Source organism: Kribbella antiqua (assembly GCF_004345665.1).
Taxonomy (GTDB): Bacteria; Actinomycetota; Actinomycetes; order Propionibacteriales; family Kribbellaceae; genus Kribbella; species Kribbella antiqua.
Map to the genome: position 1 here is coordinate 122,294 of NZ_SLWR01000004.1, position 22,852 is coordinate 145,145.

Annotated in this window: 26 protein-coding genes; 15 read left to right on the forward strand and 11 right to left on the reverse strand. The window is 68.3% G+C overall.

What is annotated here, in order from left to right; translation table 11 throughout:
• Positions 1–6: 6 nt before the first annotated feature.
• Entirely contained in the window at positions 7–1,161 is a 1,155-nt protein-coding gene (locus EV646_RS13040) for a hypothetical protein (protein ID WP_132148103.1), read from the forward strand.
• A 52-nt stretch (positions 1,162–1,213) separates the two neighbouring features.
• On the opposite strand, the gene EV646_RS13045 is transcribed toward EV646_RS13040, so the two are convergent.
• The 3 genes from EV646_RS13045 to EV646_RS13055 are packed head-to-tail and all read right to left on the reverse strand — an operon-like array spanning position 1,214 to position 5,075.
• Entirely contained in the window at positions 1,214–2,476 is a 1,263-nt protein-coding gene (locus tag EV646_RS13045) for an AI-2E family transporter (RefSeq protein WP_132148105.1), read from the reverse strand.
• Positions 2,477–2,508: 32 nt separating this feature from the next.
• Positions 2,509–3,879: a glutamate mutase L gene (locus EV646_RS13050; RefSeq protein WP_132148107.1), complete on the reverse strand. Its 1,371-nt coding sequence runs from the start codon at positions 3,877–3,879 to the stop codon at positions 2,509–2,511.
• Between the two features lie 41 nt (positions 3,880–3,920).
• Positions 3,921–5,075 carry a cystathionine gamma-synthase gene (locus EV646_RS13055; protein ID WP_132148109.1) on the reverse strand — a complete coding sequence of 385 codons (1,155 nt, stop codon included), beginning with the start codon at positions 5,073–5,075 and terminating at the stop codon, positions 3,921–3,923.
• 249 nt (positions 5,076–5,324) lie between these two features.
• On the opposite strand from EV646_RS13055, the gene EV646_RS13060 reads away from it, so the two are divergent.
• From EV646_RS13060 to EV646_RS13075, 4 genes are read left to right on the forward strand one after another with little or no spacing between them, the layout of a single operon-like run.
• Positions 5,325–5,906 (forward strand): hypothetical protein, encoded by a 582-nt coding sequence (locus EV646_RS13060; RefSeq protein WP_132148111.1) that lies wholly within the window; start codon positions 5,325–5,327, stop codon positions 5,904–5,906.
• Between the two features lie 10 nt (positions 5,907–5,916).
• Complete coding sequence (locus EV646_RS13065) at positions 5,917–7,485, forward strand: hypothetical protein (protein ID WP_132148113.1); 1,569 nt, start codon at positions 5,917–5,919, stop codon at positions 7,483–7,485.
• Positions 7,486–7,540: 55 nt separating this feature from the next.
• On the forward strand, positions 7,541–8,122 hold the full coding sequence (locus EV646_RS13070; protein ID WP_132148115.1) for a hypothetical protein: 582 nt from the start codon (positions 7,541–7,543) through the stop codon (positions 8,120–8,122).
• A gap of 11 nt (positions 8,123–8,133) precedes the next feature.
• On the forward strand, positions 8,134–9,210 hold the full coding sequence (locus tag EV646_RS13075; protein ID WP_132148117.1) for a hypothetical protein: 1,077 nt from the start codon (positions 8,134–8,136) through the stop codon (positions 9,208–9,210).
• Here the strand turns inward: EV646_RS13075 and EV646_RS39270 are convergent.
• The 3 genes from EV646_RS39270 to yczE all read right to left on the reverse strand — a co-directional run bounded on the left by EV646_RS39270 (position 9,200) and on the right by yczE (position 10,669).
• The gene (locus tag EV646_RS39270) at positions 9,200–9,346 is read right to left on the reverse strand and encodes a hypothetical protein (protein WP_199236958.1); all 147 of its coding nucleotides are present in this window, start codon (positions 9,344–9,346) and stop codon (positions 9,200–9,202) included. The genes EV646_RS13075 and EV646_RS39270 overlap by 11 nt on opposite strands.
• 172 nt (positions 9,347–9,518) lie before the next feature.
• Entirely contained in the window at positions 9,519–9,992 is a 474-nt protein-coding gene (locus EV646_RS13085; protein ID WP_132148119.1) for a YbjN domain-containing protein, read from the reverse strand.
• Complete coding sequence (gene yczE, locus EV646_RS13090; protein ID WP_132148121.1) at positions 9,992–10,669, reverse strand: membrane protein YczE; 678 nt, start codon at positions 10,667–10,669, stop codon at positions 9,992–9,994. The genes EV646_RS13085 and yczE overlap by 1 nt, the downstream gene beginning before the upstream one ends.
• Before the next feature lie 62 nt (positions 10,670–10,731).
• On the opposite strand from yczE, the gene yczR reads away from it, so the two are divergent.
• The 3 genes from yczR to EV646_RS13105 all read left to right on the forward strand — a co-directional run bounded on the left by yczR (position 10,732) and on the right by EV646_RS13105 (position 13,359).
• Positions 10,732–12,171, forward strand: a complete 1,440-nt coding sequence (gene yczR, locus EV646_RS13095) for a MocR-like transcription factor YczR (RefSeq protein ID WP_132148123.1) — start codon at positions 10,732–10,734, stop codon at positions 12,169–12,171.
• An 87-nt stretch (positions 12,172–12,258) separates the two neighbouring features.
• A complete protein-coding gene (gene msrA / locus EV646_RS13100) occupies positions 12,259–12,897 on the forward strand; it encodes a peptide-methionine (S)-S-oxide reductase MsrA (RefSeq protein WP_132148125.1) in 639 nt (212 codons plus the stop codon).
• 87 nt (positions 12,898–12,984) lie between these two features.
• Complete coding sequence (locus EV646_RS13105; protein ID WP_132148127.1) at positions 12,985–13,359, forward strand: YciI family protein; 375 nt, start codon at positions 12,985–12,987, stop codon at positions 13,357–13,359.
• Positions 13,360–13,592: 233 nt separating this feature from the next.
• On the opposite strand, the gene bfr is transcribed toward EV646_RS13105, so the two are convergent.
• From bfr to EV646_RS13125, 3 genes are all read right to left on the reverse strand, one after another.
• Positions 13,593–14,081 carry a bacterioferritin gene (bfr, locus tag EV646_RS13115; protein WP_132148129.1) on the reverse strand — a complete coding sequence of 163 codons (489 nt, stop codon included), beginning with the start codon at positions 14,079–14,081 and terminating at the stop codon, positions 13,593–13,595.
• Entirely contained in the window at positions 14,068–14,277 is a 210-nt protein-coding gene (locus EV646_RS13120) for a (2Fe-2S)-binding protein (RefSeq protein WP_132148131.1), read from the reverse strand. The genes bfr and EV646_RS13120 overlap by 14 nt, the downstream gene beginning before the upstream one ends.
• Before the next feature lie 123 nt (positions 14,278–14,400).
• A complete protein-coding gene (locus EV646_RS13125; protein WP_132148133.1) occupies positions 14,401–14,625 on the reverse strand; it encodes a mycothiol transferase in 225 nt (74 codons plus the stop codon).
• Between EV646_RS13125 and EV646_RS40940 the strand changes: the two genes are divergently transcribed.
• From EV646_RS40940 to EV646_RS13145, 4 genes are all read left to right on the forward strand, one after another.
• Entirely contained in the window at positions 14,552–14,827 is a 276-nt protein-coding gene (locus EV646_RS40940) for a response regulator transcription factor (protein WP_132148135.1), read from the forward strand. The genes EV646_RS13125 and EV646_RS40940 overlap by 74 nt on opposite strands.
• A 157-nt stretch (positions 14,828–14,984) precedes the next feature.
• Positions 14,985–15,725 carry an ATP-binding protein gene (locus tag EV646_RS13135; protein ID WP_132148137.1) on the forward strand — a complete coding sequence of 247 codons (741 nt, stop codon included), beginning with the start codon at positions 14,985–14,987 and terminating at the stop codon, positions 15,723–15,725.
• Between the two features lie 66 nt (positions 15,726–15,791).
• Positions 15,792–16,967 (forward strand): hypothetical protein, encoded by a 1,176-nt coding sequence (locus EV646_RS13140; RefSeq protein WP_132148139.1) that lies wholly within the window; start codon positions 15,792–15,794, stop codon positions 16,965–16,967.
• 74 nt (positions 16,968–17,041) lie between these two features.
• On the forward strand, positions 17,042–18,886 hold the full coding sequence (locus tag EV646_RS13145; protein WP_132148141.1) for a sialidase family protein: 1,845 nt from the start codon (positions 17,042–17,044) through the stop codon (positions 18,884–18,886).
• A gap of 81 nt (positions 18,887–18,967) precedes the next feature.
• Here the strand turns inward: EV646_RS13145 and EV646_RS13150 are convergent, their stop codons facing one another.
• Entirely contained in the window at positions 18,968–19,792 is an 825-nt protein-coding gene (locus EV646_RS13150; protein ID WP_132148143.1) for an alpha/beta fold hydrolase, read from the reverse strand.
• Between the two features lie 212 nt (positions 19,793–20,004).
• Between EV646_RS13150 and EV646_RS13155 the strand changes: the two genes are divergently transcribed.
• The 3 genes from EV646_RS13155 to EV646_RS13165 all read left to right on the forward strand — a co-directional run bounded on the left by EV646_RS13155 (position 20,005) and on the right by EV646_RS13165 (position 22,035).
• Positions 20,005–20,523: a DinB family protein gene (locus EV646_RS13155; protein WP_132148145.1), complete on the forward strand. Its 519-nt coding sequence runs from the start codon at positions 20,005–20,007 to the stop codon at positions 20,521–20,523.
• Between the two features lie 155 nt (positions 20,524–20,678).
• On the forward strand, positions 20,679–20,858 hold the full coding sequence (locus tag EV646_RS13160; RefSeq protein WP_132148147.1) for a hypothetical protein: 180 nt from the start codon (positions 20,679–20,681) through the stop codon (positions 20,856–20,858).
• 283 nt (positions 20,859–21,141) lie between these two features.
• Complete coding sequence (locus EV646_RS13165) at positions 21,142–22,035, forward strand: SDR family oxidoreductase (RefSeq protein ID WP_132148149.1); 894 nt, start codon at positions 21,142–21,144, stop codon at positions 22,033–22,035.
• 300 nt (positions 22,036–22,335) lie between these two features.
• Here the strand turns inward: EV646_RS13165 and EV646_RS13170 are convergent, their stop codons facing one another.
• Complete coding sequence (locus EV646_RS13170) at positions 22,336–22,743, reverse strand: nuclear transport factor 2 family protein (RefSeq protein WP_132148151.1); 408 nt, start codon at positions 22,741–22,743, stop codon at positions 22,336–22,338.
• Positions 22,744–22,852: the final 109 nt, after the last annotated feature.

Below are 22,852 nucleotides of genomic sequence, written 5' to 3' on the forward strand. Positions count from 1 at the left end.
GATCGAATGTCCACACCGAACGCAGGTCCCGGACGCTGGGAGCAGGGCAACTTCGGCCAGGCCATGGGCGTATTTGCGGACATGGACGAAAGCCAGCAGCGGCTCTTCAACAAATGGATGAGCATGACGCCCGACCAGGAGGCGAAGCTCGACAAGGTGCTGAACAAGCAGCCGCTACGGGCCAAGATCACCGCCACGATCGCCGGCGTGGTCAGCCGGGTCAATGAGGTTTACGACCAGCAGACCACACGGCTGAGCGAGGCCGCCCAGCAGCTTGCCAGTCAGGCCCGCGATATGCGGCAGGCCGTGGTCGGAGGGGCGACTCTGGCAGCCGCCGGCGCCGCGCAAGCCTACAGGGATGTCCGGGATCCCGTCGTTGCCACCTACAACCGGGCCAGCGAGCAGGTAGCGGACCTGGTCGACCGTGGTGCGATCGCCGCAAACCGCACCGCGCATCGAGTGGGCGAGGGCATCACCGCCGCCGGCCAGGCGGTCGTTGACGGCACCGTGGAGGCCGGCCGCGCGGTCGGGCAACGTGCCCAGGCCGTGGGCCGTGGCGTCGCAGAAGGCGCCCAGGCCGTCGCGGGAGGCGCGGTTGCCGCAGGCAGAGCTGTCGCAGGAGGTGCCCAGACTGGCGCGGTTGCCGCAGGCAGAGCTGTCGCAGGAGGCGCCCAGGCCGTTGCGGGAGGCGCCGTAGCCGCCGGCGAGGCAGTCGTTGGGGCCGGACAGCGGGCAGCCGCCCGGGTGTCCCGCTGGATCGAGGGCGGCCAGAACTTCGCGCAGAGACGGTCCGAGTCCGCTCGCGCCGCCGTAGCCATGTTCCGGTACGACGCGTCACAGCCGGCCATCACAACGCGTGACACCGTGGACTTGACCCAGCGACTGAACGAGATCGCTGCGGAGTCGACCGTCGAGGGTAGGGACCGCGCGTGGGCCTCGATCCGAGAGACGATCGAGGCCAAGTTCGCCGCCGCGCAGGGCACCCAGGGTGCGGCCGCGGGGCAGGACGCCACCATGGCACACGCGCTTGGTGGCATGGCACAGGCCGGTGGTGCGGTCCCAGCCCAGGCCACTGGTCCGCAGCAGGGCAACGACCAAGGCGCGCAGGCCAATATCAACCTCACCAAGAACACCAAGGATGGCCCGAGCATCGGGGGCTGACCGACGAGTTGTGGAAAGGCGCCGCCGGGAGCTTCCCGGCGGCGCCTTTCGCTTATCCGTCCGCGACCTCTGGTGAGGGTTGCTTGCGGCGCGGCAAAGGGCGTCGAGGCAACGGTCTCGGGGGTTCGGGGTCGACGTCGTTGCCGGCCAGATGATTGACGATGGTGTTGAGTACGGCGGCCGTCGGTACGGCGACCAGCGCGCCGACGATCCCGGCGACGACGACGCCGGTCGCGATCGCGAGGATGATCGCGAGCGGGTGCACAGAGACCGCGCGGCCGAGCAGGAACGGCTGCAGTACGTGCGCCTCGAGCTGCTGTACGCCGATCACCACGCCCAGCATGATGATCGCGACAAGCGGGCCCTTGGCAACGAGCGCGACCAGGACGGCGACCGCTCCACTGATCAGCGCACCGACCACCGGCACGAACGAACCGACGAAGACCAGGATTCCGATCGCGCTCACCAGCGGCAGGCCGAGGATGGCCGCACCCAGCGAGATGCCGATCGCGTCCACCCCGGCGACGATGATGGTGGCCCGGACGAACGCGGTCAGTGAGACCCACGCCTTCCGCCCGGACGAATCGGCCTTCTCCCGGGCCTGCCGCGGGAACAGCCGCACCAGCCAGGCCCAGATCTTGTCGCCCTGGTACAGGAAGAAGAACAGGCAGAACAGCGAGATGGCCAGACCGGCCAGCACATGCGTGGCCGTGCTGCCGACCTCCGCTGCCCGCTGGCCGAGCGCGCCACCGGAAGTGATCTCGTCCCGTAGCGAGTTGAAGGCATTGGTGATATCGGCGTCGGTCAGGCCGAAGTTGATCCGGGCCAGGTCACGCAGCTTCTGGACGCCCTCGCCAACCTGGGTCGACAGGCTCTCGAACTGGCTCGCGATCTGCGTCCCGACCAGCGTCAGCAACCCTGCCACCAGCACAATCGTGGCGAGCACGGTGATACCAGCCGCCGGTCCACGCGGCAGCCGCAGCCGTTGCAGGCCGTTCGTCACCGGCACCAGCAGCGCGGTGAGCAGCACGCCGACCGTGACCGGCACGACGACCTCGGACAGGTAACGCATCCCGTAGCCAATCACCACCACGGCCGCGACGATGACGAGGAACCGCCAGGCCCAGGCACTCGCGATCTGCATCCCCGGCGTCACCCCGGTGTCGACGCGCCCCTGACTCGAAGCCGCAATCAGGTGATCGCCCCGCGTCACAGTCTCGGCGGACTCATCCAGCACCTCGTTGTCCGCGACCGGACTCGGCTTCTCCCGCCCCTCGCCAGCCGCGTCGTCCTCTTCCCGCCCCGCCTCGCTCATCACACCTCCGCAGCACTCGCTTGCTGCTGAGACTAGTGCCCGGCTCGGGCCGTTCTATGAATGTGGGCGGCCAGGCCTCTGGCGGCTTGGGGTTCGCGGTCGGCCAGCAGGCCTACGCCCGCGAGTACATAGTCCTTGTCCACGCAGACCTCAGCTCGCTCCGGAACCAGCCAGCCTTCCTCCTGCGCGTTGGCCGCGACGGATCCTAGGATCCGCTCCGCTGTCCCAGGAGCGTTGTGCCGCAGCACTCCCCCGGACCCGACCAGCAGATCCACCTCGCGCAGATCCTTCCCGGACCGCTCGATCACGCGCCCACCCGGTCCGAACACCACCCGTTGACGTCCCGCGTGCCTCCTGAGTGCGACCGTCGCCGCCACCCTGGCGAGCATTTCGTCATACGACGTCTCGATCGCGGAGTCCGGCAGGTACGACGGGTCCCGGTGCCGTGCGATCGCCGCCGTACGCAATGGTTCGTCGTCGGGGATGAGCTCGGCCTCGACGCCGGCGGCGACCGTGGGTACGGCGCTCCAGCGCATGCCGAGGTCGCCCTCGACCGTGCGGGTGACGGGGTGGGTCGCGACGACCTCGCGGCCTAGGTTCGCGTCCTCGGGGTCGAGTTCGATGACCGAGTGGACGTCCGTGGTCGCGCCGCCGATGTCCACGACCGCGACGTCGCCGTGCAACCCGGCCAGCACTTCGACTCCGCGCAGTACGACGTCTGGAGTCGCGGCCTTGATCATGGCGGCGAAGCCGGGATCCCGGGACAGGTTCTTCCCGCCGATGACGTGTGCGAGGAACATCTCCCGGATCGCGGCCCGCGCACCGTCCGGCGCGAATACTCCGATCTCCGGTACGACGTTGCTCGCCAGAACGTGCGGCACGTCAGCGGTTTTGAGCAGGGCGGCGACTTCGTCCTGAGCCTCGATGTTGCCTGCGACAACTACCGGGCGACGCCAGCTGTACTTCGCCAGGGTTTCAGCTGCCTTCAGCAGGACTGCTGCGTTGCCGCCATCGGTGCCGCCGAGCAGGAGGACGACATCGGGGCGGTCCTTGCGCAGGCTCTTCAGAGTCGTTGCCGTGAGCCCACCGTTGACAACGGCAACCACCCGGCCACCACTGGACAACGCGACCCGACGACCGGCTTCGGCGGTCACCAACTCTTCGTTGCCCACAACACCGATTCGCAGCCCACCGCCAGCACTCGAGCACGCCAGCACCTCGGCGTTCGCAACCCCACGATCCGCCTCGATCAGCGCGGCCCGGCAGGCGAGCCAGCCGTCCATCACATCCGTGTCGATGGTGGTCCGATGCTCAGCCCGCGCAACCAACTCGCCCGACCCGATATCCACCGCGATCGCCTTGGTAAACGTTGACCCGAAGTCAACCGCCACCACGAGGCTCATCAGCTCCCGCCTGCCGACGGACGTCGTACGTGCGGAACCACTTACGACATGGCCCGATCGAGGTCGAGGAGGAGGTCGTCGATGGTTTCGATGCCTACGCTGAGGCGGATCAGGTCGGCCGGCACCTCGAGCGGCGTACCGGCGACCGAGGCGTGGGTCATCTTGCCCGGGTGCTCGATCAGCGACTCGACCCCGCCGAGCGACTCGCCCAGGGTGAAGACCTCGGCCTTGTTGCAGATGTCAATCGCCTGCTGCTCTCCCCCGGCGACCCGGAAGGAGACGATGCCGCCGTACCGCTTCATCTGCTTCGCGGCGGTCTCGCTACCGGGGTGGCCGTCGATCCCCGGGTAGAGCACCTGGGTGACGGACTGGTGCCGCTGCAGGAACTCGACCACCTTCTCGGCGTTGTCGCTGTGCCGGTCCATCCGGACGCCGAGGGTCTTGATCCCGCGCAGCACCAGCCACGAGTCGAACGGCCCGGCGACCGCGCCGATCGCGTTCTGATGGAAGGCGATCTTCTCGGCCAGCCCGGCGTCGCGGACGATCAGCGCGCCGCCGACCACGTCGGAGTGACCGCCCATGTACTTCGTGGTGGAGTGGACGACCACATCCGCGCCGAGCTCCAGCGGCTGCTGCAGGTACGGGGACGCGAAGGTGTTGTCGACGACCAGCAGGGCGCCGGCGTCGTGGGCGATCTGCGCGACGATGGCGATGTCGGCGACGTTCAGCAGCGGGTTGGTCGGCGTCTCCAGCCAGACCACCTTGGTCTTGCCCGGGCGGATCGCGGCCCGGATCGCGTCGGGGTGGGTGACCGCGGCCGGGGTCATCTCGACGCCCCAGTTGCCCAGTACGCGCGCGAACAGTCGGAACGTGCCGCCGTACGCGTCGTCGGGGAACACCACGTGGTCACCCGGCACGCAGAGCGAGCGGATCAGGGTGTCCTCGGCGGCCAGGCCGCTGGCGAACGCGAAGCCGCGGTTGCCGACCTCGATGGCGGCCAGACACTCTTCCAGCGCCGTCCGGGTCGGGTTCGCCGACCGGGAGTACTCGTAGCCGTTGCGCAGCCCGCCGACGCCGTCCTGCTTGTAGGTGCTGGTCGCGTAGATCGGCGGCACCACCGAACCGGTGGTGGGGTCGGGCTCGTTTCCGGCGTGGATGGCGAGCGTCTCGAAGCCGTAGTGGTGTTCGGAGTTCACCGGACCAGCGTACGGCCTGGTCTGCTGAAGCCGGGACAGCCGTCCCCCGATGAGACGAAGCGCCGTGTCCGAACTGGGATCCAGATTGTCCACAGCAACGTCGAACCCACTGGATACTGACCCGTACGGCGACTTACGGTTGCGGTCGGTGGTTAACCACTGCCGACGCGCCAGTGGTTGCCGGGGTCAACGTACCGGACCGGACCGGAATGACTGGGGCAGAACGAGACGGAAGGGACGAGGGCGCCGATGAAGACGCAGGACAGGCCGCTCGATCAGGACGACCTGGCGATGGCGGACCTCGCCGAGATCCAGGACTGGAGCGTTATCGCCGGTCCGGATGACGACGACTCCGGCCCGCAAGTCGTCCATGCGCTCGTCCAACGGGTGATGAAGCACACGTCCTGGCAGCCGTGGCCGCTGGAGCCCGGTGAGGTGATCGCCGACGAGATGGTGTCCTGGGGATTCACCACCCGGCGCGGCACCACGATGATCGTCTTCGACGGGCTCGCGTTCTCCGACTGCCCCGAGAGCGGCTGGTCGGCGTACGACCTCGGCCCTGACGACGTCGCGGCCGCCGAGGCCGGGCTGGATGCGCACTGGCCCGAGCACCTCGCGATGGCCCAGCGGCACTGGGGCCCGCCGGACTACGTCGGCAACGACAGCAGCCCCGACTTCGCCGATGAATGGGAGCCCGGCGCCGGCTCCGGCCGGCGGCATCTGGCGGTTTGGCTGCGGCCGGGAGCTCAGATCCACCTGTACAGCAACAAGCCCACGAAGGACCCGCTGACGACGGCTGTCGGGGTCAACTACGCGGTCTACATCGACTAGGAGAGAGCCGATGACCACGCAAGCACCCGAAGGCCGGATTTCCCGCTGGAAGAACAAGCGGTTGGGCACCAAGAACCTCAAGGCCGGCTTCATCCAGGCCGGCGCCGAAGCGAAGCGGTTCGACCCGGAGTTGGCCGAGGCCGTCGGCTACGCCAAGCTGTCCAAGGCCGAGCTGCAGCTCCTGGCCCGGGACAAGCTCGCCGCGGAGCACGGCGGTCGCCGGCCGTCGCCGGAGGCCCTGCAGCACATCAACAACAAGCTGCGGGAGGGCGCCGACCGCCAGCGGGAGGCCGCGCGGAGCAAGAACCCGCTGAAGAAGCTTTCCCGCTGGCTGAACCGCAGGATGGGGAGAAAGCGGATCAAAGCCGCTTTTGCCCAGCAGGCCCGGGACATGAAGAAGCTGGATCCCGAGACGCGAAGAGCCGTCGGCAAATCCAAGATGACCCCCGAGGAGCTGGGGGTCCTCGCTCAGGTCGCGATGGAGGAGTCCATCCGCTCCGGAGCCGGGATCGCCGCACCAGCCCAACCGCAGGCCGCTCAGGGGGCACAGGCCCAGCAGCAGGCTGGGCAGGGAGCACAACCCCAGGCCCCGGCGCAGGGCGCGCCGATGACCCCGCAGGACCGGCTCACGCAGGCCGTCAGTCAGATGGCGCTCGTCCAGAACAAGCTGCTGACCGAGTTGCGCGACCTGCGGCAACAAACGGCGGCACAAACCCAGGTCCTGCAGGCGATGGCTGCCAACTCGCAGCAATTCGGCCCCGCGGTGGTTCCGACCGGCCAGGGCGCGCAGCAGACAGGGCCGGCCCCAGCGCCCCAGCCCGCGCAGCAGGCGGGACCGGCTCAGAACGGGGTGCCCCAGGCCCCACTGCCCGCACCCCCGGCACCAGCCGCCGGCCAAGGACCCGCGCAGCCCGCACCCGTAGTCGTACCTGTCGCCGTGCCCGTGGCACAGGCGCAGGGGACCGCGCAGCAGACACCTGTGGCACCAGGACAGGCCCAACCCGCTTATGGAACCGTGCCGCAGGCACCTGCGGCACAGGGGCAGGCCCAACCTGGCCCATACACCCAGCCGCAGCCTCAGGTCCCCGTGCCGAACAACCCGTACGCCCAGCCGGGAGACGCACAGCCCACCCAGGGACCCGCGCAACAGGCACCTGCGGCACATGCGCAGCCCGCTGGCCGCGGGCCGGCTCCGGCACCGGTCCCAGGTCGTGAGGACCCGGCAGTGGCGGGTAATTGGGTCGCCACCGCGCAGAACCAAGATGCCGGCCCGGTGCCGGTTGTGCCGCTGCACGAATCGCCACAGGCTGCCGTGCCGGGACACCAGACACCAGACGGCCAGGCTGCCGCAGGGCGTGCCTCGGACCCATCCAGACTGAAAGCCGACGTGTCCCTCACCCACCACACGGCGCTTGAGGGCATGCCCGACGCCTCCCGTGCGGTCAGAGGAGACGCTGGGAAGGCCGGGGCGGGGGCCGGCGCCGGGCAGAACGGCCCCGCGGCTGCTGCACCTCGGAGGGATCAAGGAGGACGCCACCGGGCCGTGCCGGGGCGGAAGGGACCGACTGCAGAGGTCTGAGCATTTGCAAGCCGACCTCTGATCGTTGGGCCACGGACGGAAGGAACTAGGCCGGATGAAGACGCAGGACAGGCCGCTTGATGAGGATGACCTGGCGATGGCCGATCTCGCCGAGGTCGCGGACTGGACCCAGCTGGCCGGTCCCGACAGCGCCGCCGCCGGGCCGGCCGTCGTACGGGCGATTGTCGAGCGAGTGACTGCGGCCACCGACTGGCAGCCATGGCCGCTCGAGCCGGGTGAGGAGATCGAGCCGACGACGGCGTCGTGGGGATTCACCACCCGGCGCGGTATCACGATGGTGGTGTTCGATGGGCTGGTGTTCGCCGACGCCCGGAACAGCGGCTGGTCGGCGTACGGGCTCGGGCCCGACGACATGGCCGAGGCCGAAGCCGGCCTGGACGCGCACTGGCCGGATCACCTCGCCCTGGCTCGCAAGCATTTCGGTGAGCCGGACTACGTGGGTGACGAGAGCAGCCCGACGTTCCGCGACGAGTGGGCGCAGCGGGCCGGAGCTGACCGTCGGCACCTTGCCGTCTGGCGGCGCCCGGGCGCTCAGATCCAGCTGTTCAGCGACAAACCGACGAGCGACCCGCTGACCACCGCGGTGGGTGTCAACTACGCGGTCTACCTCGACTAGGAGATCGGCACATGACCACACCCCCACCCGAGCAGTACGGCACGTTTGGCCCGCCGCCGCCGCAGTTCGCCGTACCGGACAACTCGTATGCGCAGGCCATCCCACCGATGCCGCAGCAGGCACCGGATCCGCAGTGGGGGCTGGCGGTGCCGCAGCAGGTGCAGGGGGCGCCTGACCTGCTCTCGCGGCTGGGCGCGGCTTCACAGGGCCAATTCACACAGAGTGAACTAGTGGCTGCCGAGCGGGCCATCAAGGTGTTCGAGGCGCTTGGCCCGGTCTTCGACGTGGTGAGGCGGGCCCGTGAGCTCGCCGCCGAGACCAGGGAGCTGCTGCGCCCGGTCCTCCAGCAGGCTCGCGAGACCGTCGTGGACGCCTCCCGGCGAGCTGTGACCGCTACGCGGACGGCAGCCGTGACGGCGTCCAAGCGGACAGCTGCCGAGAACGGCCGCGCCGTCCTCAACGGCATGGCCAACATGGGGCAGGCTGCTCTGCAGACCGGTCGGCAGATGTACGACGGAGTGTCCCGCTGGGCCCGCGGAATGCGGAGCACCGGCGCGCACCGAGCCGAGAGCACGCGCTCCGCCTTCGCGCTGTTCCGGAAGGATCCCGGGGTAGCGCAGACCAACCTGCACGGCAAGGACGTCAACAGCCTGGCCGGCCGGGCCTTCGATGTGGAGTACGCGCAGAGCCCCGAGGAACGTTCGGAAGCTCTGGAGCGGCTGTACCAGACCGTAAAGAGTCTGCCGCTCGAGGAAGGCGCCGGCCGCCACCGCGGTAGCGGCGACCTGAGCCCCAGCGAGGCCGCCGGCTTGAGGGCCCGAGTCATCGCGGTGGAAAGTGCTCAGACTCCAGAGGCACGGACCGAAGCCCTCGACCACCTGTACGACGCCGCAGCAAACGTGATTGCCCCGCCAGGCAACGGCAGCCACCGCCGCGGCCCCGACGCCCAGAACCTCGCCACCTGGACCACGGGGGTCCAGCCTCCGGCCGGCTCTCCGCGGCCCGAGCAGACCAACGCCCAAGGCGCGGCCCCGAAGACCGGCGGCCAGCAACAAGCCCCCGGACAGGGCCAAGGCTTCACCAAGTAGACAACGCGCCCCGAACGCTCACGGTCGAGTCGCTCGGCGCGAACGACGCCAGCCAGGTCTGGAAGCGGCGGCTGTCGGCGATCAGCTTGTCCAGGTCGTCGCCGAAAGCAGCCAGTACGCCGGCGATGTCGCGCATCAACGTGGGTCCGGTCGCCCGGTGGGTGATGACGACGTCGACATACGCGCCGAGCAGCTCACGCTCGGATTCCGGTGACCACGGCAGCTCTTCGACCAGGCATGCCGGGGTGACGTTCTCGCTGCCGAACGCAAACTATGTTCCGGAAAGTGGTGGTCTGGGGCCCGTTCGTCTACTGGGAGTCGTCCGGCTCGTCGTCCTCGATGGCGGAGGCGACGTCGGCCTCCAGGCCGAGCCGCTCGATCAACCAGGGGTCGAAGTCGACGGCGGCGCGGGTCCAGCTGACCACCGACGATACGAAGTGCTCCAGGAAGACACCCCCGCCGATCATCATCTGGCTCTCGCCGATCAGGCGGACCGTGCCGTCGTCATGGGTGTAGCTGTAGACCTTCGGCCACAGGGTCCGGCGGTTCCAGTCGTCGATCGACTCGAGCAGTTGCGCCCGCTCGTCGATGCCGTACTGCCGGTCGTAGAACGTGCGTACCGAGAAGATCTCCTGATCCCCTTCGCCGCGGAACATGAAGTACGTGCGGAACTCCTCCCACGGAGCCGCGAGGTCGCCCTCGTCGTCGACGACGTACTTGAGCTCCATCTGCTCGAGGAGCTGCTTGATCAGGTCCTGGTCGGGGACAATCGCATCCGGCATCAGCCCATCGTATGGCTCGAACGGCTCTTCAGCCGGACCGTGAGGATCGGCAGCAGGAAGTGCACGAGCGGGCCTATGGACAGCGCGTAGACGACGGTTCCTATGCCGATGACTCCACCGAGCAGGAAGCCGACCGCGAGTACCGTCACCTCGATCGTCGTACGCACCAGCCGGACGCTGAGGCCGGTACGACGTACCAGCCCGGTCATCAGGCCGTCGCGCGGACCGGGACCGAACTGCGCGCCGATGTAGAGCGCACCGGCGAGCGCGTTCACCACGACGCCGGCGAGCATGAAGACGATCCGCAGCCAGAGTTCGTCCGGCCGGTCGACCGTCGCCAGGGTCAGGTCCGTCACCAGCCCGATCACGATGGCGTTGCTGATCGTGCCGAGGCCGGGCCACTGCCGCAGCGGGATCCAGGCGAGCAGTACGACGAAGCTCATCGCGATCACGATCGTGCCGAAGCTCAGCGGGATGTGCTTGGTGATGCCCGAGTGGAAAACGTCCCACGGGTCCAGGCCGAGGTTGCCCTGGATCATCAGGCCCATCGAGGCTCCGTACAGGGTCAGGCCGACGTACAACTGGACGAGGCGGCGCGGAAGGTGGCCTGCCTTCAGCTGCTGGATCGGGTTCAGGGCGGCGAGCTGGCGTGGCGGGGCTTCGGAAGTGGCGGTCACATTGTCTAGTCTGCGAGCAAGTGGCCTGGTGATCGATAGCCAATTCTGCGATAGTGGACTGCGTGAAGAGTCAATATCTTCCCGCCAGTACGCTCTCTGGCCTGCTCGGTGCGTGGTCCGACGGGACCGGTCCGGCGTACCGGATCCTGGCCGGGCGGCTCCGGCTGCTGATCGCGGACGGGCGGATCATGCCCGGCTCGCGCCTCCCGAGCGAGCGCGAACTGACCGACGCACTCGGAGTCAGCCGTACGACGGTCGCCTCGGCGTACCGGGAGCTCCGCGACAGCGGCTACCTGATCAGCCGGCGCGGATCCGGCAGTGTCACGGCACTCCCGTCCCGGATCGAGCCCGAGCTCGGCCGGCACCACGCCCCGGGCATCGACACCGACGGCCTGTACGACTTCACCTGCGCCGCGCCGACCGCCGTACCGGGAATCAGTACGGCGGTCGCCGAAGCGGCCGAGGATCTCCCACCACACCTGGCGACGCCCGGCTATCACCCGATGGGCCTGCCCGTGCTGCGGGAGGAGATCGCGGCCGCCTATGAAGAGCGCGGGCTGCCGACGTCGCCGGAGCAGATCATCGTCACCGCGGGCGCGCTGGCGGCGACGGCGACCGCGGTCCGGGCGGTCACGCAGATCGGCGACCGGGTGCTGACCGAGAGCCCGACGCACCCGAACTCGGTGGACGCGATCCGGCGCAGCGGCTGCCGCGTGGTGGCCACGCCGATCAGCCCCGACGGCTGGGACCTTCCCTTGCTGGAGGCAACGATCAGGCAGTCGTCACCGCGCGCCGCCTGGCTGGTCGTGGATTTCCAGAACCCGACCGGATGGTTGATGTCGGCAACCGACCGGCAGCGGCTGGCGATCGCGTTCGCCCGGAGCCGGACGACGGCGATCGTCGACGAGACGCTGTTCGAGCTGTCGCTGGACGGGCAGGAGATGCCGCCGCCGTTCGCGTCGTACGATCCGGCCGGAGTGATCACAGTCGGCTCTGTGAGCAAGTCGTTCTGGGGTGGTCTGCGGATCGGGTGGATGCGGGTGCCGGAGACGTTGGTGGCGCGCGTGCTCGATGCGCGTGCCTCGATGGACCTGGGTGCGCCGGTGCTGGATCAGCTCGTCGTCGCCGGGTTGTTGCGCCGGCGGTCGACGATCCTGCCCGAGCGCCGGGCTTCGCTGGCTCTCCGTCGCGATGCGCTGGCGGAGGCGCTGCGGGAGCATCTGCCGTCGTGGCGGTTCCGGGTTCCGGCGGGCGGGTTGTCGCTGTGGTGCGAACTGCCGGAGCCAGTCGGATCTTCGCTGGTCGGCGTGGCGCAGCGGAACGGCGTACTGCTGGTAGCTGGATCGCGCTTCTCCCCCGACGGCGGCCTGGAGTCGTTCATCCGGCTGCCGTTCACGCTGGAGCCGGATGCACTGCGTGACGGCGTGGAACGCCTGGCGATGTCCTACGCGTCCCTGACCACCGGACCGCCCGTACGACGGACCGCGGCGATGATCGCGTGACGTTAGCCCGCCGTAATCGCGGCCGGGAAGGTTCGCCCCGGGGGCGGCGTTGGGAGACTATGAGAGTCATTCTGCGAGAGGCGTGAGATGTCGTTCTTCAAGCGCAACACAGCCCTGGTCGAGCCCGAGGCCGCGCTGCCCGGCCGGCCGTCACCCGGTTTCGCCGTACCGGACGAGAACATCGTTCTCGGTACGCCGCAGACCGCCGCCGCGCCCGAGGGGTTCGAGGAGGTCTGGTTCGGCACCGGGTGCTTCTGGGGCACCGAGGAGATCTTCTGGCAGCAGCCGGGGGTCTACACCACGGCCGTCGGCTACGCCGGTGGCTATACGCCCAACCCGACGTACGAGGAAGTCTGCACCGGCCGCACGGGTCACACCGAGGCCGTCCGTATCGTCTACGACCCGTCGAAGACGACCTTCACCGACCTGCTGAAGGTCTTCTGGGAAACCCACGACCCGACCCAGGGCATGCGCCAGGGCAACGACCTCGGCTCCCAGTACCGCTCGGCCGTCTACTACACCACCGACGCCCAGCGAGCCGAAGCCGAACGCACCCGTGACCTCTACGCCCCGGTCATCAAGCCCCTCGGCTACGGCGACATCACCACCGAGATAGCCCCCGCCACAACCTTCTACTACGCCGAGCCCTACCACCAGCAGTACCTACACAAGAACCCCAACGGCTACCGCTGCCACAGCAACACCGGAGTCCCATTCCCCGAGTGAACGGCTGAAATGTCGAGAGTCGTGGGTCGGCCCCGATGTAGCTTCGAGAGGGCCGACCAGCGGCTGCTCCGACGTTAGGGATCTCTGATGAAGTACGTCGTACTGATCCACTCCAGCCCGCAGCCGTGGGGCCACCCGACCGGCGACACCGTGGCCGAGCACCAGGCCCTCCCCAAGGCCGAACGCGACCGGCTGAACTCGGACTTCGAGAAGCTCTTGAGCGAGCTCCAGGCCAACGGCGAACTGCTCGGCGGCGAGGCCCTGGGCGACCCGGCCACGTCCCGCCTCTACCGCTACTCCGGCCGCCCGGTCGTCACCGACGGCCCGTACTCGGAGTCGAAGGAACACCTGGCCGGTTTCTTCCTCATCGACGTCGACACCCCGGAACGCGCCGACGCCGTAGCCCAAACCTTCGCAGGCCCCGGCGAAACCATCGAACTCCGCCCGATCCACGTCTTCTGAAGTCCCTGGCCATCAGTTGGCCAGCGACTTCCACGTAGTCGTCGACGCTGGCCGCTTCTGTCACCCACGCGGTATTGCTACCACCAGCAGTACCTACACAAGCACCCCAACGGCTACCGCTGCCACAGCAACACCGGGGTTCCTTTCCCGGCCTGATCAGATAACCGAGGGCGCCACCCGTTGCGGTGGCGCCCTCTTCGGTTCAGCAGGTCCTGCTCAGCCGAGGCGTTCGCTCAGCCAGGGGACTTTCCAGGCTCAATTTGCTGGGCGAGGTATTGCTGGAGGCCGACGCGTTCGATCGCGTCGAGTTGGGTTTCGAACCAGTCGACGTGGGTTTCCTCGTCGCGGACCATTTCCTCGAAGACGGCGGCGGTGCCGTGGTCGCCGAGGGTGTGGCACTCCTGCGCGGAGGCGTTGAACTTCGCCACCGCGGAGTGCTCGCTCTCGAGCCCGAGCCGGAGCATTTCCTCGGCGTTCTCACCGACCGTCACCGCGCCGAGCTTCTGCAGGTTCGGGTGACCGTCGAACAGCAGGATGCGGTTGATCAGCGCGTCGGCGTCCTTCATCTCGTCGATGGACAGGTCGTAGAAGACCTTGCCGAGCCGGCCGAATCCCCAGTTGTCGAGCATCCGGGCTTCCAGGAAGTACCCGTTGATGACCGTCAACTCGAGTGTCAGCGCCTCGTTGAGCAGTACGACGACGCGTGGGTCAACCGGTTGCACTTGCCACCTCCGTGAACGAGGTTGCCGAGACCGACCTCCCATGCTGGCACAACAACCGCTTCAACGAGAAGACGCAACCGCCACAGTTCCGGCCCGCCCCGGTCGCCCCGCACACCTGCGCGAGCGTACGAGCGCCGTCGGCGATGCTCTCGCGGACGTCGCGGTCGCTGACGACCTCGCAGTGGCAAACGATCACGCAGGTGAGGCTACCCTAACCACACCTCCGGATAACACCCGCCGTCTCAACAAGAACATCCACTCCGCTTGAACTGCCTGCTTCAATCGACTGGTTGATCACGCAGGTACGAAAGTGAGGACCTCATCTGGGCAGGCTGGTGCGCGCACTGATTGCGATCCGGTGCAGGGTGACGTCGCCGGTTGTCCACCAGGGCACTCGGCCGGGTGCGTCGAGGGCGAGTGCGTCGATCGTCGCGTCTGCGTTGTCCCAGACACGCTGGTAGCAGCCGACGATGTCGGCGCGTGTCTCGTCCTCGGTCGCCCACGCGTCGGCGTTGGGTTCGGCATCGCCTATCCGACGGGTCATTACAGGCCAGTACGGGCAGCTGGCTCGCGCCGGAGTCACCGAGCGGGAGCTCGAGGTCTTGTCGGCGATAGCGGAGCGGCTTCGCAACCGCGAGATCGCCGAGCGGCTGCACGTCTCGGTCCGGACCGTCGAGTCACATCGCGGCCCTGCTGCGCAAGCTCGGCGCCACAGACCGGGCGGCGCTGGTCGAGTTCGGCACTGAACTGCGCCGCAGCACCGAATCGCCGCTTCCTACACCGCTGACAAGCCTGATCGGCCGGGAACACGACGTAACCGAGCTGGCTGCGCTGATCGATGCGCACCGTCTCGTCACGCTCGTCGGCCCTGCAGGAGTCGGCAAAACGAGGCTCGCTCTCCGGATGGCGGCGGTCGGTGCGGGCTCGTTGCCGGATGGTGCTCGGTTCGCGGACCTGGCGCCTGTCGACGCTGATCTGGTCGGCGACACGTTGGCCCGGGCACTGGGCGTCGTACCGCAGGCGGGATGGTCGCTGCGTGACACTCTCCGCGAGGTGGCCGGCGGACTGCGGTGCCTGCTGGTTGTCGACAACTGCGAGCATGTGGTTGCGGAAGCCGCTGAGATCGTGGCCGACCTGCTGACCGCGGGTGGCCGGATTCGCGTCCTCGCCACCAGCCGTGAGCCGCTCGGCGTACCGGCCGAGGTGACCTACGGGGTACGGCCGCTGCCGGTGCCGCCGATGATCGCCCCCGCCTCCGCCGAGACCGCCGGCCTGGTCGAGCACCTGGACCAACGTTTCGAGTTGCTGTCAGCAGGTGCGCGTACGGCGCCGGCGCGACAGCAAACGTTGCGCGGGGCAATCGATTGGAGCTACGAACTGCTGGACGACGACGAGCGGATGCTGCTCGATCGCCTCGGTGTGTTCCCCGCCGACTTCGACTACCAGGCCGCCCGGGCGGTATGCCCGGCGGACGCGTCGGTGATCACCTTGCTGCCGAGGCTGGTCGACAAGTCGCTCGTCTCGACCGTTGGCCGGATCAGCCGCCGCTACCGGCTACTGGAGACCATTCGCGCGTACGCCGCCGAGCGATCGACCCAGTCCGGAGTCGAATCCGCCGTCAGGCGTCTGCATGCCGACTACTAGCTGGGACTCGCCGAAGAGGGCGCGGACGGGCTGCGCGGCAAGGATCAACGGAGCTGGGTCGACCGATTGACAGCCGAGCAGCCCAACCTCCGGGCCGGTCTGGCGGAGAGCATCGCCGGATGCGAGGTCGAGTCCGCCTGGCACTGGATCGCTGCGTTGCAACGGTTCTGGGACGTCACCGGCCAGCATCTCGAGGCGCGCGACTGGATCGGCAGGGTGCGCGGCCTCGGCGATCCGCCCGCCACGCCCGGCGTCGCCGCCGGCCTCGCCGCCGCCAGCGCGATCCTGCACAACTCGGACGCTCGCGACGCCTACGACCTCGCCGCCGAGGCAGCTCGGCTTGCCACCGGTCTGGACGACGTCACCAAGTCCACGGCAGCCCTGGCGGTCGGAACGGCGGCGATGTGGATCGAGCCCGAACTGATGCTGCCCAAACTGCACGAGGCATTGGCGTTGCTCGGCGATGATCACCCATGGGACCGCGCGCTGACTGTCCTGATGGCGCAACGGGCGATGTACGCCGGTATCGCCGACGACGAGGTGCACGAGTGGCTCACCGAGAGCAGGGCTTTGGCGGAAGCGGCCGGCAGTGAGGAGGACCAGGTCCACGCCACCCTTGCGTTCGGCCAACTGGCCTGGTTGCGCGGCGACCACGACGAGGCTGCGCTTTTGGTCGCCGGGACTTTACCGACGTTGCGCCGCCTCGGCGATCAACGATGCGCCGCTCGAGCGCTCTACGTGCTGGGCGAACGGGCTTATGAGCAAGGGGATCTCGCCCAGGCCGAGAGGCTCATGGCCAGCTGCGTCGAGGCAGTTGTCCTGGCCGGTCAGTCGTTCGTCCTCGTACGGGCGCTCGAGGCCTTGGCCGCCGTACTGTTCGCCCAGGGACGACGAGGGACAGCGGCTGTCTGCGACAGAGGCACTGCACCGCGCCGTACCAAACCGGCCAGGACCGTCGCCAGACCTCGGCTGACGTTGAACTTCGGGCGTGGTACGGGATCGGATCCGTGTACTCTGCGGTGCGTTTCGGCTGCGGTGAGTAGCTTACGGCGGCGCTCGGCGGCCACGGCGGCTGCCATTTCGGACGGGATCAACATCTCGATCAGCTCCTTGGAAAGACCTGCCGCCAGGCTGCGAGCGATCCGGACCCCGGTCATCCGTGCGCCGTACGGAACTTCGCGTCCGTGCCCGGCACGGGAGGAGCGGCTCTCAGGTCTCGCGCAGGGTTCGATTGCGGCGTAGCTTCGGGCCGAGAGGTTTCCTCGTGAGCGGGGACCACACCTCGGCTCCTCGCTCTTGGGCGAAAGGAGGGGCCCATGCGCAAGCGTTTATGGGTGGGGATCATCGGAGCGGCGGCACTACTGGTGGTGCCGGCGGGGACTGCGAGTGCGCTGAATCCGGACACTCTCATCACCGTGGGCAGCCCGACCGGGCCGTTCTCGCAGAACAAGCAGAACGAGCCGGCGGTGGCGATCGACGCCAACCACCCGGCCGTGCTGGCGGCGGGCGCGAACGACAACATCGACATGGAGGCATGCAACGCGGGGCCCGACAACGACTGCCCGTTCACCGACGGGGTCGGCGGATCGGGGGTCTACTTCTCGTTCAACAGCGGTACGACGTGGATCCAGCCGACGTACACAGGCTGGACTGCCCGGAACTGCCTCGGCGTTCCCGGCAACACCGATCCGCTGTGCGCACCGCAGTTCGGCCCGATCGGCACCCTGCCCTGGTACTACGAATCAGGCTTGGTGTCCGACGGTGATCCCGCGGTCGCGTTCGGTCCGGTGTACCGCAACGGCGGCTTCTCCTGGGCGAATGGTTCCCGGCTGTACTACGCGAACCTGGCGTCGAACTTCCCAGGACGCAGGACGTTCGCTGGTTTCGAGGCGATCGCGGTGTCGCGGATCGACGCACCGGCCTCGACGGGGCTGACCGAGAGCATCGTGACGAACAAGGCCAACTGGAAGAGGCCGGTGATCGTCAGCAAGCAGAACGCGGCGCTGTTCTCCGACAAGGAGCAGGTCTGGGCCGACAACGCCTCGTCGAGCCCGTTCTTCGGTCACGCCTACATCTGCTACGCGGCCTACCGCGGTGTGCCGGGCCGGTCGGAGCCGCTGGTGGTGGCGACATCCACCAACGGTGGTGACAGCTGGACCACGCACCAGGTCACACCGGCGGCCGCGAACCCCAACACCCGGCAGGGATTCGGCAGGTCCGGGTGCAGCGTCCGGACCGACAGCCACGGTGTGGCGTACGTGTTCGCCTACCAAGGCGCGTTCGGCCTGCCTGGTAACGGTTTCCAGATCATGGCCAAGTCCTTCGACGGCGGTGCTCACTGGACCAAAGCCCGGCCGATCATCCCCGCGACCGACCTGTGCAACGCCTTCGAGCCGTCCATCGGGCGGTGTGTCGAAGACGGTATCGCGGGAGCCCGCGACGACCTCGGCCCGGCTCCGAGCGTGGACATCGCCAACGGCGCGCCGACCGGCGCCGACGCGACGAACCGGATCGTCAACGCGTGGGCCGACGGCCGTGACGGCCTCAACAACGAGCACGTGATGTTCGCCACCTCGACCAACGGTGGCTCGTCCTGGAGCACGAGGACCATCGAGACAGGCGGCGATCGCGGCTACTACGCCGCCCCGGCGATCTCACCGAACGGGACCGACGTCTGGGTGGTCTACAACGCCTTCACCACACCGTTCCGCAACGACACGTCGTCGCCGCGCAACCTGCTCGCCGTGGTCAAGCACGCCGACGTTTCGGGTGGCACGGTGGGCGCCTTCACCGCGGTGCACCGAAGCCCCGGCGGCGACCCGAGGGGCAGCAGTCAGAACAACCTGGCAGCTGAGTTCCTGGGTGACTACGTCTATGCGGCGGCCACGCGCACCTATGGCGCGGCCGTCTGGAACGACGTACGACGGGCCGCGGACTGCCCGCCGATCGACGCCTACCGCCTCGCACTGCACAACGAGGCAGTGGCAGCCGGCGGACCGGTGGCCGACCCCGAGGAGCCACGCGGTGAGGAGGACATCGTCCATCAGTTGTCCAAGACGCAAGAGCCTGACGCCGTAGCCCCACCCGTGCAGCAGGTGTGCCCGGGCGCCTTCGGCAACTCCGACATCTTCGGCGGCACCTACGCCGACCCGACCCCGTAACCGATCCGGAGGGCGCCACGTCACACGTGGCGCCCTCCGCTGACTCGTACGCCGTACGGCGTCGACTGGAGGTTGGTGTCGCTAGGAACGGAAGAACTCGAGGAGGTCGGCGTTGACTACGTCGGCGTGCGTGGTGGGTAGGCCGTGCGGGAGGTCCTGATAGGTCTTGAGGATGCCGTTCTTGAGCAAATCGGCTGACTTCGGGCCGGATGCGGCGTACGGGACGATCTGGTCGTCTTCGCTGTGGACGACTAGGACCGGGATGGTGATCTGCTGCAGGTCCTGGGTGAAGTCGGTCTGGGAGAACGCGACGATGCCGTCGTAGTGGGCCTTGGCGCCGCCCATCATGCCCTGGCGCCACCAGTTCGCGATGATCGCCTCGGAGGACTCGGCGCCGGGGCGGTTGAAGCCGTAGAACGGCCCCGTCGGCAGAGCCCGGTAGAACTCCGAGCGGTTGGAGGCCAACTGGGCCTGGAGGTCGTCGAAGACCTCCTTGGGCAGGCCTTCGGGGTTGGCGTCGGTCTTCACCATCAGCGGTGGTACCGCACAGAGCAGCGCGGCCTTGGCGGCCCGGCTCTCACCGTGCCGAGCCAGGTAGTGCACGACTTCGCCGCCGCCGGTCGAGTGACCGACGTGGATGGCGTCGTGCAGGTCGAGGTGTTCGACGACCGCGGCAAGGTCGTCGGCGTAGTGGTCCATGTCGTGGCCCTCACCCGTCTGGGTGGAGCGGCCGTGACCGCGGCGGTCGTGCGCGATGACGCGGTACCCCTGCTGCAGGAAGAACAGCAGCTGGTTGTCCCAGTCGTCGGCTGACAGCGGCCACCCGTGACTGAAGACGATCGGCTGACCGTCACCCCAGTCCTTGTAGAAAATCTCGATGCCATCGCTGGTCGTGATCGTTCCCACTGTGGCGCCCCCTCGGAGCATGTGATCCAGGCATGACAACAACGGGCCCCGGGCAGAACTGCCCGAGGTCTTCGAAATCCCTTGTCCGCAACGGGTTCGGCCCCCACACCACCCCCTAGGCACCTTAGCCCCGCGCAGCAGCTCTGTGCCAGGTTGTGATTGGTGAAAAGTAGAGGACACCAACTGGCCGCTATGGCTCTTAGGCTCGTCGTATGACGATCGAGCAGAGTGAGCGGGCAGACATCCTCGACTTCCTGGGGAAGCACCGGTACTTCCTCCGGTACACCGCGCAGGGGCTCACCGACGAGCAGGCGAACACCCGGAGCACCGTCAGCGCGTTGACGGTCGGCGGTCTGATCAAGCACGTCACCGCGGTCGAGCGGCAGTGGGCCGAGTTCGCGCAGAACGGTGGCGGTCAGGACACACCTGAGGAGACCGAGTTCACCCCGGAGATGATCGCCGAGTGGGAGAGCAACTTCCGCCTGGTCGAAGGTGAGACGCTGGCCGACGTACTGGCCGAGTACGAGAAGGTCGCGGCCGCCACCGACGACCTGGTCCGCACCCTAGACCTCAACACCAGCTACGAACTCCCGGCCGCTCCGTGGCAGCCACCGGGCGTCTTCTGGTCGGTCCGCCGCGTCTTCCTCCACATCGCCGCCGAAACCGCCCAGCACGCCGGCCACGCGGACATCATCCGCGAAACGATCGACGGCCAGAAAAGCATGGGCTGAAAACCTGGGGATGCGGGAGAGCTAGCCTGCGGACCGTGGACGGTGCTGGAGACGACGGTTGACGGCTGATCGTTGACCTGAGCAAGTACCACGACGGGCGCATCGACAACCAGCTCGGCTGGCGCGATCTGGTCGCCGACGCCGCGATCCTGCAGATGGCACAGGACTTCGACCGCTGGCTGGAGAAGCTGGTCGCGCAGAACCCGACGTTCCTGCGCGGCGTACCGGAATCCGCGGCAGGTGTTGCCGACGGCAAGTACCTTGCGACGCCGGCGGCCGCGGGCGACCCGCGGCCGAAACGGCACCCTCGAACATCGCCGCACCCAGCGGGTTGAAGCCGCTGGCGTCGTACACCACGACCGGGCCGCCGTGGAGCGCTTCCGCACCCAGATCGAGCTGTACGTCGGCTGCGTCGCCGGCGGCAACCCCGCCGGCCCGACCGAAAAGCCCGGCCGCACCCCCAGCTGATTAGTTGCCACCAGCAACCTCCTCGCCCACCTCCGGCAGCTGATCTTCGGAAACAAATTGGCACCAGGTGACGAAAATGTTCCGGAAAGGGTTGCCAGACGTGGGGTGGTGGGGTCACGGTCGGGGTGGGGGTTGTTTTAGGGGGTTGTGATGTTGCTTGCGGTGGGTGGGACTGGGGAGTTGGGCGGGCGGGTTGTCCGGTTGTTGCTGGCGGATGGGCACGACGTGCGGTGCCTGGTTCGGCCGGGGACGGACGGGGATCGGCTGAGTGGGTTGGGGGCGAAGGTTGTCCGGGGCGATCTGGTCGATCCGGACAGCCTGGTCGCCGCGTGTCAGGGAGTGGAGACCGTGATCGCGACCGCGACGGTCATCGGTCGCCGGCTGGCCGGTCAGCCCGGGCCGTCGATTCGCGAGGTCGATCGGGACGGTATGGCGTCGTTGATCGAGGCGGCCGAGGGAGCCGGCGTACGGCGGTTTGTCTACCTCTCCTTCGCCGGTGTCGACTCCGGGATCGGTACGACGCTGGAGAACGCGAAACTGGCGAACGAGAAGCGCCTCTGGATGTCAGGCCTGCGGAGTGTGATCGTGCGGCCGGATGCGTTCCAGGAGATTCATCTCGGGCCGCTCGGGCGGTTCGACATCGGCGCGGGCAAGGTGTCGGTGATCGGCAAGGGCGACACCAAGCACCGGTGGGTGAGCACCGACGACGTCGCGGCCCTGGTCGCGACGGTCACGGTCGAACCCGATCCGCCCGCGGTGGTCGAGTTCGGCGGCCCCGAGGCGCTCAGCCGGAACGAGGCGATCGCCATCGCGGAGGACCTCACCCATCGCAAAATGAAGGTCCAGCGGATGCCACGGTTCGCCGCCCGGCTCGCGATCCGCCTGCTCAACCGGACCAACGACGGGCTCGCCTCGGCCCTCGGTGGCGGTCTGCTCCAGGACCTCAGCGCCGCCGACTGGACCGACGAACCACTCCGCGAACGCGGCATCACCCCACGCTCCACCACCGACTACCTCCGCACCGAAGCCGCCCGCCTGCCCTGACAACTGCCGCCCGGCCGCCCCGGCAACTGCGGACCTGCCGCACTCACCAACCCGGCCATCGCGCGCCGCCCGCCCGAGGTTCGAGCGTGGTCCGGGGCCGCATCGCGCCGTTGGTGAGTGGCTCAGGTCCGGACGCCCAGGCCATCACAATCGCAGCACCAGCTCGGCCTCAAGCGGGATGTGCCCCGCGCCGGCAGCATTGTGATGGCCTGGCGGTCCGGTGGGCGGACCCTGCGCAGCGTGTTGGCCTGGCGGTCCGGTGCACGGCCCCTGCGCAGCGTGTTGTGGTCTGGCGTTCCGCTAGTCGGCTGTGGTTTGGACGGTGTCCGCGTGGCGGTGGAAGACCTTCCATTCGCCGTTTTCGCGACGGTAGATCTGGGTGACGCGCAGCGTGTACTTGCGCGGCTCCCCCTGCACGCTGGCGGCCGTGTGTTCGTAGCCGACCGTGTAGGCGAGATCGCCGCTCACGTCGGCCGAGATCACCTCATGCATGTACGACGTGCAGTCGCTGAAGCTGTCCTCGAGTCGCCCGAACAGCTGGAACGCCTCCGCCGCGCCGTTGGCATCCATCCACGCCCCGAAGACGGTGACCGGATCCGACGTGGACCAGATCGCCCGCCGTGGGCCGGCGTCTCCGTTGTGAAGCGCCACTTCCGCCTCCCGGAGCCGCGCCCCCACCCACTCCAGGAAGTCCTCTCGCTCGCTCATGATGTCCCCTCTCCTGCTCCGATTGAAGCTCTCCACTCCGGGAACCACCAGGGATCGGACTCCCCCCTCCAGGGAACCGCGGTGGGCCGGTCCCCTGGTAGACATCGGT

What these genes read in the sequence shown, in the direction of transcription:
- EV646_RS13040 (WP_132148103.1), top strand. Translation starts at nt 7, where the DNA reads ATGTCCACACCGAACGCAGGTCCCGGACGCTGGGAGCAGGGCAACTTC.
- EV646_RS13045 (WP_132148105.1), bottom strand. Translation starts at nt 2,476, where the DNA reads ATGAGCGAGGCGGGGCGGGAAGAGGACGACGCGGCTGGCGAGGGGCGG.
- EV646_RS13050 (WP_132148107.1), bottom strand. Translation starts at nt 3,879, where the DNA reads ATGAGCCTCGTGGTGGCGGTTGACTTCGGGTCAACGTTTACCAAGGCG.
- EV646_RS13060 (WP_132148111.1), top strand. Translation starts at nt 5,325, where the DNA reads ATGAAGACGCAGGACAGGCCGCTCGATCAGGACGACCTGGCGATGGCG.
- EV646_RS13065 (WP_132148113.1), top strand. Translation starts at nt 5,917, where the DNA reads ATGACCACGCAAGCACCCGAAGGCCGGATTTCCCGCTGGAAGAACAAG.
- EV646_RS13070 (WP_132148115.1), top strand. Translation starts at nt 7,541, where the DNA reads ATGAAGACGCAGGACAGGCCGCTTGATGAGGATGACCTGGCGATGGCC.
- EV646_RS13075 (WP_132148117.1), top strand. Translation starts at nt 8,134, where the DNA reads ATGACCACACCCCCACCCGAGCAGTACGGCACGTTTGGCCCGCCGCCG.
- EV646_RS39270 (WP_199236958.1), bottom strand. Translation starts at nt 9,346, where the DNA reads ATGCGCGACATCGCCGGCGTACTGGCTGCTTTCGGCGACGACCTGGAC.
- EV646_RS13085 (WP_132148119.1), bottom strand. Translation starts at nt 9,992, where the DNA reads ATGCCGGATGCGATTGTCCCCGACCAGGACCTGATCAAGCAGCTCCTC.
- msrA (WP_132148125.1), top strand. Translation starts at nt 12,259, where the DNA reads ATGTCGTTCTTCAAGCGCAACACAGCCCTGGTCGAGCCCGAGGCCGCG.
- EV646_RS13105 (WP_132148127.1), top strand. Translation starts at nt 12,985, where the DNA reads ATGAAGTACGTCGTACTGATCCACTCCAGCCCGCAGCCGTGGGGCCAC.
- EV646_RS40940 (WP_132148135.1), top strand. Translation starts at nt 14,552, where the DNA reads ATGTCGGCGCGTGTCTCGTCCTCGGTCGCCCACGCGTCGGCGTTGGGT.
- EV646_RS13125 (WP_132148133.1), bottom strand. Translation starts at nt 14,625, where the DNA reads ATGACCCGTCGGATAGGCGATGCCGAACCCAACGCCGACGCGTGGGCG.
- EV646_RS13135 (WP_132148137.1), top strand. Translation starts at nt 14,985, where the DNA reads ATGGCGGCGGTCGGTGCGGGCTCGTTGCCGGATGGTGCTCGGTTCGCG.
- EV646_RS13145 (WP_132148141.1), top strand. Translation starts at nt 17,042, where the DNA reads ATGCGCAAGCGTTTATGGGTGGGGATCATCGGAGCGGCGGCACTACTG.
- EV646_RS13155 (WP_132148145.1), top strand. Translation starts at nt 20,005, where the DNA reads ATGACGATCGAGCAGAGTGAGCGGGCAGACATCCTCGACTTCCTGGGG.
- EV646_RS13160 (WP_132148147.1), top strand. Translation starts at nt 20,679, where the DNA reads ATGGCACAGGACTTCGACCGCTGGCTGGAGAAGCTGGTCGCGCAGAAC.
- EV646_RS13165 (WP_132148149.1), top strand. Translation starts at nt 21,142, where the DNA reads ATGTTGCTTGCGGTGGGTGGGACTGGGGAGTTGGGCGGGCGGGTTGTC.
- EV646_RS13170 (WP_132148151.1), bottom strand. Translation starts at nt 22,743, where the DNA reads ATGAGCGAGCGAGAGGACTTCCTGGAGTGGGTGGGGGCGCGGCTCCGG.